The organism is Pseudomonas sp. B22(2017), from assembly GCF_002113105.1.
Taxonomy (GTDB): domain Bacteria; phylum Pseudomonadota; class Gammaproteobacteria; order Pseudomonadales; family Pseudomonadaceae; genus Aquipseudomonas; species Aquipseudomonas asiatica.
Genome location: NZ_NEJN01000003.1, coordinates 222,710 through 239,643, shown reverse-complemented (window position 1 = coordinate 239,643; position 16,934 = coordinate 222,710). Strand labels below are relative to the sequence as shown.

At 64.0% G+C, this 16,934-nt stretch carries 13 protein-coding genes; 8 read left to right on the top strand and 5 right to left on the bottom strand.

Features of this window, described 5'->3' with window-relative positions; all coding sequences use genetic code 11:
• Positions 1-27: 27 nt before the first annotated feature.
• The 5 genes from CAG18_RS08665 to gap form a co-directional block, all read right to left on the bottom strand.
• Positions 28-621: a biliverdin-producing heme oxygenase gene (locus tag CAG18_RS08665; protein ID WP_015269088.1), complete on the bottom strand. Its 594-nt coding sequence runs from the start codon at positions 619-621 to the stop codon at positions 28-30.
• 221 nt (positions 622-842) lie between these two features.
• Entirely contained in the window at positions 843-3,446 is a 2,604-nt protein-coding gene (locus CAG18_RS08660) for a TonB-dependent receptor (protein ID WP_085720755.1), read from the bottom strand.
• Between the two features lie 461 nt (positions 3,447-3,907).
• Positions 3,908-4,870: a FecR domain-containing protein gene (locus CAG18_RS08655; RefSeq protein WP_085720754.1), complete on the bottom strand. Its 963-nt coding sequence runs from the start codon at positions 4,868-4,870 to the stop codon at positions 3,908-3,910.
• A gap of 71 nt (positions 4,871-4,941) precedes the next feature.
• Positions 4,942-5,454: an RNA polymerase sigma factor gene (locus CAG18_RS08650; RefSeq protein ID WP_085720753.1), complete on the bottom strand. Its 513-nt coding sequence runs from the start codon at positions 5,452-5,454 to the stop codon at positions 4,942-4,944.
• Positions 5,455-5,843: 389 nt separating this feature from the next.
• Positions 5,844-6,845 carry a type I glyceraldehyde-3-phosphate dehydrogenase gene (gap, locus tag CAG18_RS08645; RefSeq protein ID WP_003257961.1) on the bottom strand — a complete coding sequence of 334 codons (1,002 nt, stop codon included), beginning with the start codon at positions 6,843-6,845 and terminating at the stop codon, positions 5,844-5,846.
• 265 nt (positions 6,846-7,110) lie between these two features.
• Between gap and edd the strand changes: the two genes are divergently transcribed.
• The 8 genes from edd (at position 7,111) to CAG18_RS08605 (ending at position 16,934) form a co-directional block, all read left to right on the top strand.
• Positions 7,111-8,937 (top strand): phosphogluconate dehydratase, encoded by a 1,827-nt coding sequence (edd, locus tag CAG18_RS08640; RefSeq protein WP_013971120.1) that lies wholly within the window; start codon positions 7,111-7,113, stop codon positions 8,935-8,937.
• Entirely contained in the window at positions 8,934-9,893 is a 960-nt protein-coding gene (locus CAG18_RS08635) for a glucokinase (RefSeq protein ID WP_085720752.1), read from the top strand. The genes edd and CAG18_RS08635 overlap by 4 nt, the downstream gene beginning before the upstream one ends.
• A 70-nt stretch (positions 9,894-9,963) precedes the next feature.
• The gene (gene gltR, locus CAG18_RS08630) at positions 9,964-10,689 is read left to right on the top strand and encodes a two-component system response regulator GltR (protein WP_003257963.1); all 726 of its coding nucleotides are present in this window, start codon (positions 9,964-9,966) and stop codon (positions 10,687-10,689) included.
• On the top strand, positions 10,670-12,124 hold the full coding sequence (locus CAG18_RS08625; RefSeq protein WP_043935373.1) for an ATP-binding protein: 1,455 nt from the start codon (positions 10,670-10,672) through the stop codon (positions 12,122-12,124). Before gltR ends, CAG18_RS08625 begins: the two co-directional genes overlap by 20 nt.
• Before the next feature lie 240 nt (positions 12,125-12,364).
• The gene (locus tag CAG18_RS08620) at positions 12,365-13,615 is read left to right on the top strand and encodes an AGE family epimerase/isomerase (RefSeq protein WP_085720751.1); all 1,251 of its coding nucleotides are present in this window, start codon (positions 12,365-12,367) and stop codon (positions 13,613-13,615) included.
• A 104-nt stretch (positions 13,616-13,719) separates the two neighbouring features.
• On the top strand, positions 13,720-15,006 hold the full coding sequence (locus CAG18_RS08615; RefSeq protein WP_085720750.1) for an ABC transporter substrate-binding protein: 1,287 nt from the start codon (positions 13,720-13,722) through the stop codon (positions 15,004-15,006).
• A 181-nt stretch (positions 15,007-15,187) separates the two neighbouring features.
• Positions 15,188-16,096, top strand: a complete 909-nt coding sequence (locus CAG18_RS08610; protein ID WP_013971125.1) for a carbohydrate ABC transporter permease — start codon at positions 15,188-15,190, stop codon at positions 16,094-16,096.
• Complete coding sequence (locus CAG18_RS08605) at positions 16,089-16,934, top strand: carbohydrate ABC transporter permease (protein WP_085720749.1); 846 nt, start codon at positions 16,089-16,091, stop codon at positions 16,932-16,934. Before CAG18_RS08610 ends, CAG18_RS08605 begins: the two co-directional genes overlap by 8 nt.

Here is a 16,934-nt window from a genome sequence, read left to right as displayed (position 1 = left end):
CCGGTAGGGTGGCCGGGGTATGGCGTGTCAAACCAGCGCGGCATCTGCAGCATAGGCATGCTTGAGCAGCTTGGTGAAGCGCTCGAAGGCAGCAACTGCGCCGCGTTCGGCAGCGGCTTCCTCTTCGGCCGACAGGGCCAGGCCATCAAGAATGCGGGTGAACTGTTTCCAGCCTTCGGCACGGCCACCGGCCGGTTCGCCCAGGTGTCGGGCACCGAAAGTTTCGGACAGTTCCAGGGCCACGGCACGCTTGATCAGAAACGCAGCGCCCAGTTTGGAGCCTTCGGAGACGAAGATCCAGCCCATTGCCTCGCCCAGGCTCGGGTTGCGCAGGGCCCCCGGTACGGCTGGCGGTACTTCGGTGTCGAGGTCGGCGAGGTCCAGGCGGGCCTGTTCGGCACGGCAGCGCTCGGCCAGGTCGGGGATGATGGCGATCAGTTGCGGGTCGTTGTACAGGGCCTGCAGCTCGGCCTGGAACAGGTACTGGGCGACCACGAAGCGGGCGAAGCTTTCGCGGCTGTCGAAGGGCGCGTGGGCTTTGACCAGAGCATCCAGTTCGGCGTGGGGGGCGTGGGTGATCTGGTTGAGGCGCTGGGAGCGCAGGGCTGGGCGGTCGGTCATGGGGCAGTCCTTGGAAGAGGGGGGTCTAGAGACAAGACGAAACAGCGGGGGCGGGACAGTAAAAAAAGCTGGTATTTGTGCTGGTAGTGCTGGCCTCTTCGCGGGTAAACCCGCTCCCACAGGGACATCATAGGCCCGAGGTCTGCGCGATACCTGTGGGAGCGGGTTTACCCGCGAAGAGGCCGGCACTGACGAAACAAACCTGTCAGCGATAATCCAGGTCAGATATCCCAAACCACATTGATGCCGAAGTTGCGCCCCGGCATGGTCAGGCGGTCGATGTTGGCCGGCTGGGTCACGGCCGCTTCACCCTGGCCGTCGTAGCTGCGTACCGAATCCCACTGCCAGTACTTCTTGTCGGTGAGGTTGTACAGGCCGGCGTTGATGGTCACGTCGTCGGTGACCTTGTAGTAACCGGTCAGGTCCAGCACCCCGTAGCCCGGGGTGCGGAACTTGGAGCTCGAGCCGTCGGGCGAGTAGAAGGTACTGTCGTCGACGCGGGTCTTGCGCTTGACCAATGTCCAGCTCAGCAGGCCGCCGTAGTGTTGTTGTTCGTAACCCAGGCCGAACACGCCCTTGAGCGGGTTGACGCTGTTCAGTGGCTCGCCGGTGTCATCGTTGCGGCCATAGGTGTAGGCGATCGAGCCCTGGGTATACAGGCCCTGCGGCGCACCGAAGTGGTCGAGGTTCAGGCGGCCCTTGACCTCGGTACCCTTGATGGTGGCGTGCTTGATGTTGTTGGCCTTGAAGGTCTGCTCCAGGTTGGCGCTTTGTACGGCATCTTCGTCGATGAAGTCGCGGTACTTGTTGTAGAACACCGCCACGTCGAAATTACCGGCGTCGAAGTTGCCACGCAGACCGGTTTCATAGCTTTTGCTCTTTTCGGGTTCGAGACCCGGGTTGCCTTCGACGCGGTAGCCTTGCTCGATGTTCTCAAACTTCCCGTACATGGATTTGGCAGTCGGGGTGCGGAAACCTTCGGCGTACTGGCCATACCAGGTGTAGTTGTCGTTGAAGGCGTAGGTCAGGCCGAATTTGGGCGAGACGCGGTGCCACTTCTTGTCCGAGTCGTTCTGGGAGGTTGGTGCGGTACCGCTGGACTCCAGGCCACGCAGGAATTCCTCGGTGAACCTGGGCTCCATGCGCGTGTAGTCGTAACGAGCACCAGGCATGAAGGTCCAGTTGTTCCAGCGGATTTCATCCTGCACGAACAGGCTGTAGGTGTTCACGGTCGGGTCCGGGAAGTCGCTGACCAGGGCCTGGCCGTCTGCCGGGCGCTCGGCGCCAGCGGCAGAACAGCCTGAACCAACGGCCAGGCAGGTACCGGTGCCGCTGCGGGAACCGGTGACCTTCTCGTGCTTGAGGGTGGTGCCGTACGTCAACAGGTGGTCGGTGGCGCCGAGGCTGAAGGCCTTGTCCAGCTGGGCGTCGAATACCCACTGGCGGTCCTTGTACAGGGTGTCTCGGGTACGCAGTACCTGACGGCCAGGCGGTGCGTAGACTTCCTCGGTGTGCTGGTCGGTCTTGGCGATCTGGTAGTTCAGGCTCCACTTCACATGGTCGGCGACCAGCGAATCCAGGCCGAACTCATGGTTGATGCCAAGGCGTTCGCGGGTGACGGTGTCGTTGCCGTTACGCGCCTTGTAGTAACCTGGGGCACCAAAGCCAGGAATGAAAGGCCCGCCCACCGCACTGAGGATGTTCTGGTCGCGATCATCCTTGTAGCGCTCGTAGGTGAAGCCCAGGCGCGCTTCGTCGGCGTAGTTCCAGCCCAGCTTGGCCAGCACGTTTGTGGTGCGCACGTCCATCGGGTTGGCTTCGGTACGCGCCAGGCCGTCACCGCTGTGGCCGCCGTGGGTCTCGGTTTCGTGACCGTTGCGCTGGCTCAGGTGCAACAGGCCGTCGAAGTCGCCCTGGCGGCCGGCGACGGTGGCCGAGGTCAGCCAGCTTTCGTCGGCCGAGCTGTAGCCGGTTTTCAGGCGGGCACCGGCGTCCTTGCCAGGCTTGATGATGTCGTCCGGGTCGAGGGTGAAGTAGCTCACCGCCCCGCCGATGGCGTTGCTGCCATACAGCACCGAGGCCGGGCCGCGGAGGATTTCCACACGCTTGACGATCTCCGGGTCAACGTAGTTGCGCTGGGTCTGGGCGTAGGGGCCGAAGAAGAAGCTGTCGGGGATCGACACGCCGTCCACCTGGGTGAGGATGCGCTCGCCATCGATACCACGGATGTTGTAGCCGTTCAGGCCGCTGCGCTGGCCGGTGCCGGCTACCGACACACCTGGTTCGTAGCGCACCAGGTCCTGGATGTTGTTCACGTTCTGCCGGTCCAGTTGCTCGCGGGTCTGCACGCTGACGGTGCTCGGCACCTGGCTGACGTCCTGGGCGCTGCGGGTGGCGCTGACGGTCACCTGCTGCAGGGCAATCACATTGGCGCTGGCCTGGCGTTCGAGCACCACATTGCCGTTGCTGATCTTGCGAAAGCCCAGGCCGGTGCCGTGCAGCAGGCGCTTGAGCGCGGCTTCCGGTGGTAGCGAACCCTGCACCCCTGGCGATGCCACGCCGTCGGCCAGTTCGGCGCTGAAGCCGACCTGCCAGCCGGTGACCTGGCTGAAAGCATTGATGGCCGTAACCAGCGGCTGCTGGCCGATGCTGAAGCGGTAGTCGCCCATGCGCGGGCTGCTGGCCTGTGCCGGCTCGGCGGCCAGTGCCGGCAGGCTGATGGCTCCGCTGGCGAGCAGGGCCAGGTTCAGTAGGGAAAGGCTCAGGAGGGACAGTTGCCCTCCATGGCGAGGAAGGGTGGAGGGGCGGGTAGGACCTGTGGACATCGGAAGCGCTCCCTGACGCGCGGACTGTTATAGGTGATGGCTGTCCTCGTTTTCAAACGAGAATCAGTTGCATTGGCTATAACGAGACGGGCGGGGTAGCGTGACTGCGTAAAAATAAATTCAGGGGGCCATGATCATGTGCTGCCTGCACGGGCCTCATCGCCGGCAAGCCAGCTCTCATAGAACAACACATGACTCATTGGTTCGGCGAGGTTCTGTAGGAGCAGCCTTGTGCTGCGAAGAGGCCGGTACTGACAAAGCCTGTGTTGCTTGTACCGGCCTCTTCGTAGCACAAGGCTGCTCCTACAAAGGCCGCGTCAGACGAGCGATATTTGTTCTCTGCGCGACAGCGCAGCCCAAAAGGGCTGGGTAATCTCCCACAGGGACATCGCATTGCTTGAGGCCAATGCGGTCGGGGTGGGAGCTGGCTTGCCGGCGATGAGGCCGAGACAGGCAAAAGATCAGTTCAGGATAACCAGCGCCGGGTACTCATGCAGCTGTGCCGCGGTGATGTGGGCCAGTGAACGCAGGGTTTCCAGCGGCTGGTCGAGGCGGTAGTTGCCGGTGACCGCCATGTCTTCCAGCTGCGCATTGCGGTTGATGATCCAGCCCGGGTAGTAGCGCTGCACCTCGGCCAGCACCTGGCTCAGCGGGCAGTTCTCGAACACCAGGCGGCCGTCGACCCAGGCCAGGTCCTTGTGCATGTCGGGGCGCTGGCGCTGGCCGAACCCCTGGGGGCCGACGCTGATGCTGTCGCCGGCGCTCAGGCGGATGCGCTGGTCGCGGGCCCCCTGCAGGTCGACATCGCCGCGCTGCACCCGCACCTGTGCCTCGCCGTCGAGGTAGCGCACGGCAAAGTCGGTGTCGCGCACCTGCGCGCGCAACGGCCCGGCCTGCACTTCCAGTGGCAGCAGCGCGCCCTCGGGGACCTGAAAATAGGCCTCACCCTGCAATAGGCGGGCGACCTGGCGACCATCACGCTGCTCGCTGGCAAATGCCGAATTGGTGTTGAGCAGCACTTTCGCCCCATCTTCTAGCTGCAGGCGCTGGCGTTCTCCCACCACTGTCAGGTGGTCGGCCTGCAGGCGCATGGGCAGGTTGCCGAGGGTGAACAGCCCGACCAGCAGCAGCGCTGCCGTGGCCAGGGGTTTCCAGTGGCTGCGCAGGCGCCCGCGCCACGAGCGGCGCTGTTGCCGATGCATCTGTACGGCCACCTGGTGCAGCGGTGCGCCGTTCCACAATGCTTCTGCCTCGACATAGGCCTCGGCATTTTCCGGCGCTGCGCTCAGCCAGGCTTCGAAGGCCTGGGTGTCCTCGGCGTCGGCGCATTGCAGGCGTACCAGCCAGTCCAGCGCCTCGTCCATGGCACGAGCACGGGCGCTGGGCCCGGCGGGTGACGGGCGAGGGGCAGGGCTGTCGGTCACGGTGAATCCTTGAATGGTTTTTTTCGAATGATCAAGGCTGAGGCGGGGTGTGGCAAGGGCTTTGGGTTGCCTCACTTGAGGCGGTCGGCGACGCCCATGCAGATCGCCATGATCAGTTTCAGTTCCTTCTGTACCGTGCTGGGCGAAACATTCAGTTGTTCGGCGATTTCCAGGTAGGTGGCGCCATGCAGGCGGCTGAGGATGAAGATGCGCTGCTGGCGTTCGCTCAACTGGTTGAGGCTGATGCTCAGGTGCCTGAGCAACTGCTCGGCATGGGCCGCATCCTCGCTGCTGGTGGCCGGTGCGGCCACGCTGTGCAGGACCTCGTCGGGCACGTCGTCGACCAGCATGCGCGATTGCACCCGGCGTGCGCGCAGGTGGTCGAGGGCCAGGTTGCGCGCGGTCTGGAACACGAACGGCTCGATGTGTTCGATGGGCCGCTCACCGAGCGCGCGGGAAACCCGCAGGTAGGTTTCCTGCAACAGGTCTTCGGCAGTGTTGGGGTTGCCCACCATGCGCTGCAGGGTGCGCAGCAGGGTAAGACGCTGGATGAGGAAGACAGAGTTGAACCGGGACTGACTCACAGGGGGACCTGGCCGACGAAAGGTTAATGATAATGCTTATCATCCGCCTGAGAGGTCAAGCCTGGAAATGTTAGGAAAAGGTAAAGATTGTGAGTATTGGGCGCAGAGGCGCTCGCCGCGGCATTATCAGCGCCTGTGAGATCGAGCGCCGCCCGCGCGGCGCTTCGCAGCACAAGGCTGCTCCTACATCTGTTTCAGGCCAGTCACGCCTGTGCCAACGCACGCGACCGCCTTGTTTGTCCGTCACGATATCGAGGTGAAAGCCAAGGGGCCGCGCGCCTTGGCCTCAGGAATAATTGGCCCGAAACAGATGTAGGAGCAGCCTTGTGCTGCGAAGCGCCGCGCGGGCGGCGCTCGATCTCACAGGCGGTAAAAATGCCATGTCATGCTCAGCCGGCGCGGCACAACGCCAGGCAGTTATCCAGCATGCGGTTGGAGAACCCCCACTCGTTGTCATACCAGGCCAGCACCTTGAGCATGCGCCCGTTGGCCCGGGTATGGTTGGCATCGAAGATCGACGACAGCGGGTTGTGGTTGAAATCGCAGGAAACCAGCGGCAAGGCGTTGTAGCCCAATACCCTGGAATGCTTGCTGGCCTCGAGGAACAGCTGGTTGACCTGTTCGGCCGTGGCCTCGCGCTTGAGATTTACCGTGAGGTCCACCAGCGACACGTTGATCACCGGCACCCGTACCGCCATGCCGGTCAGCTTGCCGGCCAGCTCCGGTAATACCAGGCCCACGGCCTCGGCAGCGCCGGTCTTGCTCGGGATCATCGACTGGGTTGCCGAACGCGCACGATACGGGTCGCCGTGGTACACATCGGTCAGCACCTGATCGTTGGTATAGGCATGGATGGTGGTCATCAGGCCCTGTTCGATGCCGAACTCGCGGTGCAGCACCTGGGCAATCGGTGCCAGGCAGTTGGTAGTGCAGGAGGCATTGGAGATGATCTGGTGCGAGGCCCGCAGGATGTCATGGTTGACCCCGTACACCACGGTGGCATCGGCGCCTTTGGCCGGTGCCGAGACAATCACCTTGCCAGCCCCCGCAGCCAGGTGGGCGGCGGCCTTGGCACGCTCGGTGAACAGCCCGGTGCATTCGAACACCACGTCGATCGCCTCGGCCTTCCAGGGCAGTTCGGCCGGGTTGCGGATGGCACTGACCGCGATACGGTCACCATTGACCGTGAGGCTTTCGTGGTCGGCCTCGACGCTGGCGTCGAAAGTACCGTGCACGCTGTCGTACTTGAGCAGGTGGGCATTCATGGCGCTGTCGCCCAGGTCGTTGATGGCGACGACCTGCAGGTCCTGGCGGTAGCCTTGGGTATACAGTGCGCGCAGGACGTTGCGCCCGATGCGGCCGAATCCATTGATGGCGATGCGTAGGGTCATGGCAGTACCTCTGGCAGTCCGAGTGAAAGCTGTGGCACAAAGGAGCTTCACTGAAACGGTTTTGTTGTTGGAATTACAAGATTATTCACCTGTCGATAGAAAACAAGCCTTTTTAGTGGCAGTATTTTGTTTAAACATACAACGAGTGGTTGGGCGACGTGCCTCCACCGATGCAGCGGCCTCCTCTACCTTGAGCCTAGGCCGCAATCGTTTGGAGGGGAAATGCCCGGCAAACCGCCCTTACAATTAGCCTGGAGTCCAGTACATGCATCCGCGCATCCTTGAGGTCACCCAGCGGCTGGTCGAACGTAGCCGTGCCACCCGCGAACGCTACCTGCAACTGATTCGCGGCGCGGCCAGTGACGGCCCCATGCGTGCCAGCCTGCAGTGCGCCAACTTCGCCCATGGCGTGGCCGGTTGCGGCAGCGACGACAAGCAGACCCTGCGCCTGATGAACGCGGCCAACGTGGCCATTGTCTCGGCCTACAACGACATGCTTTCGGCGCACCAGCCGTATCAGCACTTCCCCGAGCAGATCAAGCAGGCCTTGCGTGAAGTCGGCTCGGTCGGCCAGTTCGCCGGTGGCGTGCCAGCCATGTGCGATGGCGTGACTCAGGGCGAGCCGGGCATGGAGCTGGCCATCGCCAGCCGTGAAGTGATCGCCATGTCCACTGCCGTGGCCCTGTCGCACAACATGTTCGACGCCGCGCTGATGCTGGGCATCTGCGACAAGATCGTTCCCGGCCTGATGATGGGGGCGCTGCGCTTCGGCCACCTGCCGACCATCTTCGTTCCGGGCGGGCCGATGGTCTCCGGCATTTCCAACAAGCAGAAGGCCGATGTGCGCCAGCGCTACGCCGAAGGCAAGGCCAGCCGCGAAGAGCTGCTGGAGTCGGAGATGAAGTCCTACCACAGTCCTGGCACCTGCACCTTCTACGGCACTGCCAATACCAACCAGTTGGTGATGGAGGTGATGGGCCTGCACCTGCCGGGCGCCTCGTTCGTCAACCCGTACACACCGCTGCGCGACGCGCTCACCGCCGAGGCCGCGCAGCAGGTCACGCGCATGACCAAGGCCAGCGGCAGCTTCATGCCGCTGGGTGAAATCGTCGACGAGAAGGCGTTGGTCAACTCCATCGTCGCCCTGCATGCCACCGGCGGCTCGACCAACCATACCCTGCACATCCCGGCGATTGCCCAGGCTGCGGGTATCCAGCTGACCTGGCAGGACATGGCCGACCTGTCCGAGGTGGTGCCGACCCTGTCCCACGTCTACCCCAACGGCAAGGCCGACATCAACCACTTCCAGGCCGCTGGCGGCATGGCCTTCCTGATCCGCGAGCTGCTCGATGCCGGGCTGCTGCACGAAGATGTCAACACCGTGGCCGGCCATGGCCTGCGCCGCTACACCCAGGAGCCGTTCCTCGACAACGGCAAGCTGGTGTGGCGCGAAGGGCCGCAGCACAGCCTGGACGAAAGCATCCTGCGCCCGGTGGCGCGGCCGTTCTCGGCCGAAGGCGGCCTGCGGGTGATGGAGGGCAACCTCGGCCGCGGCGTGATGAAGGTGTCCGCTGTTGCCCCCGAGCACCAGGTGGTCGAGGCCCCGGCGCGGGTGTTCCACGACCAGCAGTCGCTGGCCGATGCGTTCAAGGCCGGCGAGTTGGAGCGTGACTTCGTCGCCGTGGTGCGCTTCCAGGGCCCGCGCTGCAACGGCATGCCGGAGCTGCACAAGCTCACACCGTTCCTCGGTGTGCTGCAGGACCGTGGCTTCAAGGTGGCGCTGGTCACCGACGGTCGCATGTCCGGTGCCTCGGGCAAGATCCCGGCGGCCATTCACGTTTGCCCCGAGGCTTATGACGGCGGCCCGCTGGCACGGGTGCGCGATGGTGATATTGTGCGGGTCGATGGTGTCGAAGGCACGCTGCGGGTAATGGTGTCGGCTGAAGAATTGGCCAGCCGCGATCTGCCGCCAGCGCCACAGGGCAACGACCTGGGCTGCGGGCGCGAGCTGTTCGGCTTCATGCGCATGGCGTTCAGCCCGGCAGAGCAGGGCGCTAGTGCGTTCACCTCGGCCCTGGAGAACCTCAAATGAAGGACCTGCTGGTTGGCGACATCGGCGGCACCAATGCCCGTTTTGCGTTGTGGCGTGACAACCAGCTGCATGAAGTGAAGGTCTTTGCCACCGAGGACTACACCAGCCCGGAACAGGCCATCGAGGCTTACCTTGAAGGCTTGGGCATTCCCCGCGGCGGCGTGACTGCTGCCTGCCTGGCGGTGGCCGGGCCGGTCGATGGCGATGAGTTCCGCTTCACCAACAACCACTGGCGCCTCAGCCGCGTGGCCTTCTGCCAGACATTGCAGGTCGAGCGGCTGCTGCTGATCAACGATTTTACCGCCATGGCGCTGGGCATGACCCGCCTGCGTCCCGGCGAATTCCGCGAAGTATGCCCAGGCCAGGCGGACCTGTCGCGGCCGGCATTGGTCATTGGCCCGGGTACCGGGCTGGGCGTTGGCGCGCTATTGCGCCTGGGCGAACAGCACTGGCATGCCTTGCCGGGAGAGGGCGGGCACGTCGACCTGCCGGTGGGCAATGCCCGCGAAGCGGCGATTCACCAACAGATTCACGGGCAGATCGGCCATGTCAGCGCCGAGACCGTGCTCAGTGGCGGTGGCCTGCTGCGCCTGTACCAGGCAATTTGCGCGCTGGACGGCGACACACCCCGACACAAGACCCCGGCACAGATCACCGATGCCGCGCTCGGCGGCGAGCCGCGGGCGCTGGCGGTGATCGAGCAGTTCTGCCGGTTCCTCGGCCGAGTCGCTGGTAACAATGTTCTGACGCTGGGCGCACGGGGTGGGGTTTATATTGTCGGCGGCGTGATCCCGCGCTTTGCCGAGCTGTTCCTGCGCAGCGGGTTTGCCGCGAGTTTTTCCGACAAGGGCTGCATGAGTGGCTATTTCGCTGGCGTGCCGGTTTGGCTGGTGACGGCGGATTTTTCCGGGTTGCTGGGGGCCGGGGTGGCTTTGCAACAGGCGCAGGTTCACTGACTGGGGTTGCAAAGCGGCCCCAATAAAAACAGGCAACAAAGACCTGTAACTAACAAAAGGACGGACCACCTTGAGCACTGCCGGCAAATCAATCCTGATGGTCGACGACGACCAGGAAATCCGCGAACTGCTGCAAACCTACCTGAGCCGCTCCGGCTTCCAGGTGCATGCCGAAGCCGACGGCAAGGGCTTTCGCCGCGCGCTGGAAACCACCCCCTGCGACCTGGTCATCCTCGATGTCATGCTGCCCGACGAAGACGGCTTCAGCTTGTGCCGCTGGGTACGCCAGCACCCGCGACAGGCACGGGTACCGATCATCATGCTCACCGCCAGCTCCGACGAAACCGACCGGGTCATCGGCCTGGAGCTGGGCGCCGACGACTACCTGGGCAAGCCATTCAGCCCCCGCGAACTGCAAGCGCGGATCAAGGCCCTGCTGCGCCGCGCCGAGTTCGGCCAGGCGGCGCCGGGCAGTGCGGTGCTGGCCTTCGACGACTGGCGCCTGGACACGGTCAGCCACCGCCTGTTCCATCGCGACGGTGAGGAAGTGATTCTCTCCGGCGCCGACTTCGCCCTGCTCAAGCTGTTCCTCGACCACCCACAGCAGATCCTCGACCGCGACACCATCGGCAACGCCACCCGTGGTCGCGAGCCGATGCCGCTGGACCGCATCGTCGATATGGCGGTCAGCCGCCTGCGCCAGCGCCTGCGCGATACCGACAAACCACCCCGGCTGATCCGCACCGTACGCGGCAGCGGTTACCTGTTGGCTGCCCATGTCTGCAATGCGCCCTGAGCGGCGCTGGCGTCTGCTGCCGCGTTCGCTACTGGGGCGCATGCTGCTGCTGACTCTGCTCGTAGTGCTGCTGGCCCAGGGGTTGTCGAGCATCATCTGGGTTGCCCAATTGCGCGCCAGCCAGTTGCAGGGCCTGCGTGCCAGCGCCAGCAGCCTGGCTCATTCGATGAGTGCCAGTGTCAGCTACTTCCGCTCGTTGCCGGTGGCCTACCGGCCGATGGTCCTCGACCAGCTGCGCAGCATGGGCGGTACGCGCTTTTTCGTGTCCCTCAACGCCAAGCCGCTGGACATGCCGCTACTGCCCGTTACCCCACGCAAGCAGGCGGTGATCGATGTGTTCCAGCAAGTGCTGCATGAGCGCCTGGGTTCGCAGATGGAAATTTCCGTGGAGTTCGTCGGGCCGGACGACCTGCGTATCTTCAACAGCGGGCTGAAGCTCGACGAACTGCCACGGTCCTGGGCGCATTACTCGCTGACCCTGGAGCCACTCAACCCGCCGGTGCTGGTCACCCAGATCCGCCTGGGCGAGGGTGAGTGGCTGTACATCGCCTCGCTGCTGCCCGAGCCCTACACCAGCCTGGAGGCCGAGCGCCTGCCGCGTCAGCAGATCGGCTTCATCGTGCTGACCACGGCCTTGCTGCTGTTGTTCATCGGCTTGCTGGTGCACTGGCAAAGCTGGCCGCTCAAGCGCCTGGCGCGGGCTGCGCGGGAAATGTCGCTGGGCGCCGATGTGGCGCCGGTGGCCGAAGGTGGTGGCAGCGAGGTGGTCGAGGTGGGGCGTGCGTTCAACAGCATGCGCGAACGCATCAGCCGCTACCTGACCGAGCGCAGCCAGCTGTTCAGTGCCATTTCCCACGACCTGCGCACGCCGATCACCCGCTTGCGCCTGCGCGTCGAGCTGCTGGAGGACGAGCGCCTGCAGGCCAAGTTCAGCCAGGACCTGGACGAGCTGGAGCTGCTGGTCAAAGGCGCGTTGCAGTGCGTGAAGGACACCGACATCCACGAGAACATCGAGCCGGTCGACCTCAACCAGGTGCTGGAAATCCTGGCCGAGCCTTACTTGGGCGATGGCCGCATCACGCTCGAAGGCCGGGCGCTGGCGCCGTACCCGGGCAAGCCGCTGGCGTTGCGGCGCTGCATCGGCAACCTGATCGACAACGCCATCAAGTACGGCGAGCGGGCACGGTTGCGCATCATCGACAATGCCGAGGGGTTTGTCCTGCAGGTGGATGACCAGGGGCCGGGGGTGCCGCAGCAGCAGCTGGAGCAGGTGTTCGAGCCGCACTTCCGTCTGGCCGGGCAGCAACAGGGGTACGGGCTGGGGTTGGGGATTGCGCGCAACATTGCCCATAGCCATGGCGGGGAGGTGAGCTTGCTGAACCTGCGTGAGGGCGGGTTGCGGGTGACCTTGTATCTGCCGCGGGGCATGGACTGAAGGGTTGTATTGCCTGTACCGGCCCCTTCGCGGGTAAACCCGCTCCCACAAAGACCTCACAGGTCCATACAGACTCCGAGGTTAATGCAAAAACTTGTGGGAGCGGGTTTACCCGCGAAGAGGCCGGTACAGACAACACAAATGTCACTGACTGGTGACAAATCCACCTTCCTTGGTGACATTCCCATCCAGGCCCGCTCACTAGAATTCGCAGACGACTGGCAAGGATCAAGCTGGCCCATGAACACCTCCAACCTGCCTTTCACCCGCTGGCTCGACGCCCCGGCGCACACCGCGTGGCGCATGGCCGAAGGGCAGCGCCTGCTGGCCTTCGCCACGGCTTCGAAACTGCCCGATGGCTTCGGTAGCCTCGACGCCGCAGGCCTGCTTGCCCCCAGTGCCCGCGCCGAAACCCTGATCACCACCCGCATGACCCACTGCTTTGCCCTGGCCCACCTGCAGGGGGTGCCGGGCTACCTGGCCTATGCCGAACATGGCGTGGCCGCACTGCGTGGCGCGCTGCAGGATGCCACCTACGGCGGCTGGTTCGCCCACCCCGGTGGCCATGACGACAGCGGCAAGGCGGCTTACCTGCATGCCTTTGTCGCCCTGGCCGCCAGCTCGGCGGTGATGGCAGGCGCTAGTGGTGCACCAGTCCTGCTGGCAGACGCGGTGCAGGTGCTCGAAGCGCATTTCTGGAGCGAAGAGGAGGGGGCCCTGCGGGAAGCCTTCTCCCGCGCCTGGCAGCTGCCCGAGCAGTACCGTGGTGCCAACAGCAACATGCATGCGGTCGAGGCCTTCCTGGCCCTGGCAGACGTAACTGGCGACAACCTGTGGCTGCAACGTGCCTTGCGCATCGCCGAACGCATCATCCATACCCATGCCGCCGCCAACGGCTACCGGGTCATCGAGCATTTCGACGCCCTCTGGCAGCCGCTGCCGCACTACAACCAGGCGTACCCGGCAGACCACTTCCGGCCTTATGGCTCCACGCCCGGGCATGCCCTGGAGTGGGCGCGGTTGCTGCTGCACCTGGAGGCCAGCCTGGAACGGTCCGGCCTGCAAGCCCCGCGGTGGCTGCCAGACTGCGCCCGCGCATTATTCGACACAGCCTGCCAGCAGGCCTGGAACGTCGATGGCGCGCCCGGTTTCGTCTACACCCTGGACTGGGACGATCGCCCGGTGGTGCGCGCACGCCTGCACTGGGTACATGCCGAAGCCTGCGCCGCCGCAGCAGCACTGTTGCAGCGCACGGGCGACAGGCACTACGAACAGTGGTACCGCCGTTGCTGGGACTTCATCGCCAACCATTTCATCGACCATGGCGCTGGCAGCTGGCACCACGAACTCGATGCGCACAACCAGCCGGCCGCGACCATCTGGCCAGGCAAACCCGACCTCTACCATGCCTACCAGGCGCTCCTGCTGCCGGGCTTGCCACTGGCACCCAGCCTGGCCTGCAGCTTTGCCGGCAATGTAACCAAACGATGACATTCACGCATCGCTTCGTTACCTGGCGAGGCGAGCACGCTGTTTAGACTTCATGCAACGCAAGCGATCGACTTGCACGGCATAACAACAAGAAAGGTGCTTCGATGAATTCCACGCTCCGTCTCGCTGCCGCAATCTCACTGGCCTCCTTGTTCCCGCTGAGTGCCTTGGCTGCCGATGCCAAAGGCAGTGTCGAGGTCGTGCACTGGTGGACCTCCGGTGGTGAAAAAGCGGCGGTCGATGTGCTCAAGGCCCAGGTCGAAAAAGATGGCTTCACCTGGAAGGACGGCGCCGTCGCCGGTGGTGGTGGTGCCACCGCCATGACCGTACTCAAGAGCCGCGCCGTGGCCGGCAACCCGCCGGGTGTCGCGCAGATCAAGGGCCCGGACATCCAGGACTGGGCTGCCACCGGCCTGCTCGACGCCGATGTGCTCAAGGATGTGGCCAAAGAAGAAAAGTGGGACTCACTGCTCGACAAGAAGGTCGCGGATACCGTCAAGTACGACGGTGACTATGTCGCCGTGCCGGTGAACATCCACCGCATCAACTGGCTGTGGATCAATCCTGAGGTCTTCAAGAAGGCCGGGATCGACAAGGCGCCAGCCACCCTCGACGAATTCTACGCCGCCGCCGACAAGCTCAAGGCCGCCGGCTTCATCCCGCTCGCCCATGGCGGCCAGCCGTGGCAGGACAGCACCGTGTTCGAAAGCGTGGTGCTGGCGGTCATGGGGGCCGATGGCTACAAGAAGGCCCTGGTCGACCTCGACAGCACGGCCTTGACTGGCCCGCAGATGGTCAAGGCGCTGACCGAACTGAAAAAGGTCGCCACCTACATGGACCCGGATGGCAAAGGCCAGGACTGGAACCTGGAAGCGGCCAAGGTCATCAACGGCAAGGCCGGCATGCAGATCATGGGCGACTGGGCCAAGAGCGAATGGACCCTGGCGAAGAAAACCGCCGCCAAGGACTACCAGTGCGTGCCGTTCCCCGGCACCGAAAAGGCCTTCCTGTACAACATCGACTCGCTGGTGGTGTTCAAGCAGAACGACGCCGGCACGTCTGCCGGCCAGCAGGATATCGCCCGCAAGGTGCTGGGTGAGGACTTCCAGAAGGTCTTCAGCAGCAACAAGGGCTCGATCCCGGTGCGCAACGACATGCTGGCCGACATGGGCAAGTATGGTTTCGACGCCTGCGCGCAGACCTCTGCCAAGGACTTCCTGGCCGATGCCAAAAATGGCGGCCTGCAGCCGAGCATGGCGCACAACATGGCCACCACGCTGGCCGTGCAGGGTGCGTTCTTCGATGTGGTGACCAACTACATCAACGACCCCAAGGCCGACCCGGCCGATGCGGCGAAGAAGCTGGCGGCGGCGATCAAGGCTGCCCAGTAAAGCTGACGCGATTCCGTTGTAGGAGCGGCCTTGTGTCGCGATGGGCTGCGCAGCAGCCCCATAACCTGCGCACTCGATCTTTAAGGTAGGTAATCGACCTTGAGTCCTTTGGGGCTGCTGCGCAGCCCATCGCGACACAAGGCCGCTCCTACAGGGGAGTGCGGCGCCTTTGAGGTGAACCATGACCACAGCAACCGCCCAACTGCGGGCCTCACCCCTGGACGCGCTACAGCGCTGGCTGCCCAAGCTGGTGCTGGCGCCTAGCATGTTCATCATCCTGGTGGGCTTCTACGGCTACATCCTCTGGACCTTCGTTCTGTCCTTCACCACCTCGACCTTCCTGCCGACCTACAAATGGGCCGGCCTGGCGCAATACGCCCGGCTGTTCGACAACGACCGCTGGTGGGTGGCAAGCAAGAACCTGCTGCTGTTCGGCGGCCTGTTCATCGCCATCAGCCTGGTCATCGGCGTAGTGCTGGCGGTCTTGCTGGACCAGCGCATCCGTCGCGAAGGTTTCATCCGCACCATCTACCTGTACCCCATGGCGCTGTCGATGATCGTCACCGGTACTGCCTGGAAGTGGCTGCTCAACCCCGGCATGGGCCTGGACAAGCTGCTGCGTGACTGGGGCTGGGAGGGCTTTCGCCTGGACTGGCTGATTGATCCCGACCGGGTGGTGTACTGCCTGGTGATCGCCGCCGTGTGGCAGGCCTCGGGTTTCATCATGGCAATGTTCCTTGCCGGCCTGCGTGGCGTCGACCCGTCGATCATCCGTGCCGCGCAGATCGACGGCGCCAGCCTGCCGCGCATCTACTGGCGCGTGGTACTGCCCAGTCTGCGCCCGGTGTTCTTCAGCTCGCTGATGATCCTCGCGCACATTGCCATCAAGAGCTTCGACCTGGTGGCGGCCATGACTGCCGGCGGCCCAGGCTACTCGTCCGACCTGCCGGCAATGTTCATGTATTCGTTCACCTTCAGCCGCGGCCAGATGGGCATGGGCTCGGCCAGCGCCATCCTGATGCTCGGGGCGATCCTGGCGATCCTCGTGCCTTACCTGTACTCGGAGCTGCGGAGCAAACGCCATGCATAGCCCTCTCGACAAAGCGGTGCTGAGCCCGAGCCGCATCGCCATCCACGCCGTGCTGTTGCTGGCGGTGCTGCTGTACCTGGTACCGCTGGTGGTGATGCTGCTGACCAGCTTCAAGACCCCGGAAGACATCAGCACCGGCAACCTGCTGAGCTGGCCGGCAGTATTTACCGGCATCGGTTGGATCAAGGCCTGGAGCACGGTCAGCGGTTACTTCTGGAATTCGATCATGATCACCGTGCCAGCGGTGCTGATCTCCACCGCCATCGGCGCGCTGAACGGCTATGTGCTGTCGATGTGGCGCTTCCGCGGTTCGCAGCTGTTCTTCGGCCTGCTGCTGTTCGGCTGCTTCCTGCCGTTCCAGACTGTACTGCTGCCGGCCTCGTTCACCCTTGGCAAGCTCGGCCTGGCAAGCACCACGACCGGCCTGGTGCTGGTACACGTGGTCTACGGCCTGGCCTTCACCACGCTGTTCTTCCGCAACTTCTACGTGAGCATCCCCGATGCGCTGGTCAAGGCCGCGCGTCTGGACGGTGCCGGGTTCTTCACCATCTTCCGCCGCATCATCTTGCCGATGTCCACGCCGATCATCATGGTCTGCCTGATCTGGCAGTTCACCCAGATCTGGAACGACTTCCTGTTCGGCGTGGTGTTCTCCAGCGGCGATTCGCAACCGATTACCGTGGCCCTGAACAACCTGGTCAATACCAGCACCGGGGCCAAGGAATACAACGTCGACATGGCGGCGGCGATGATCGCCGGCCTGCCAACCCTGCTGGTCTACGTGGTGGCAGGCAAATATTTCGTCCGCGGGCTGACTGCTGGCGCGGTAAAGGGGTAA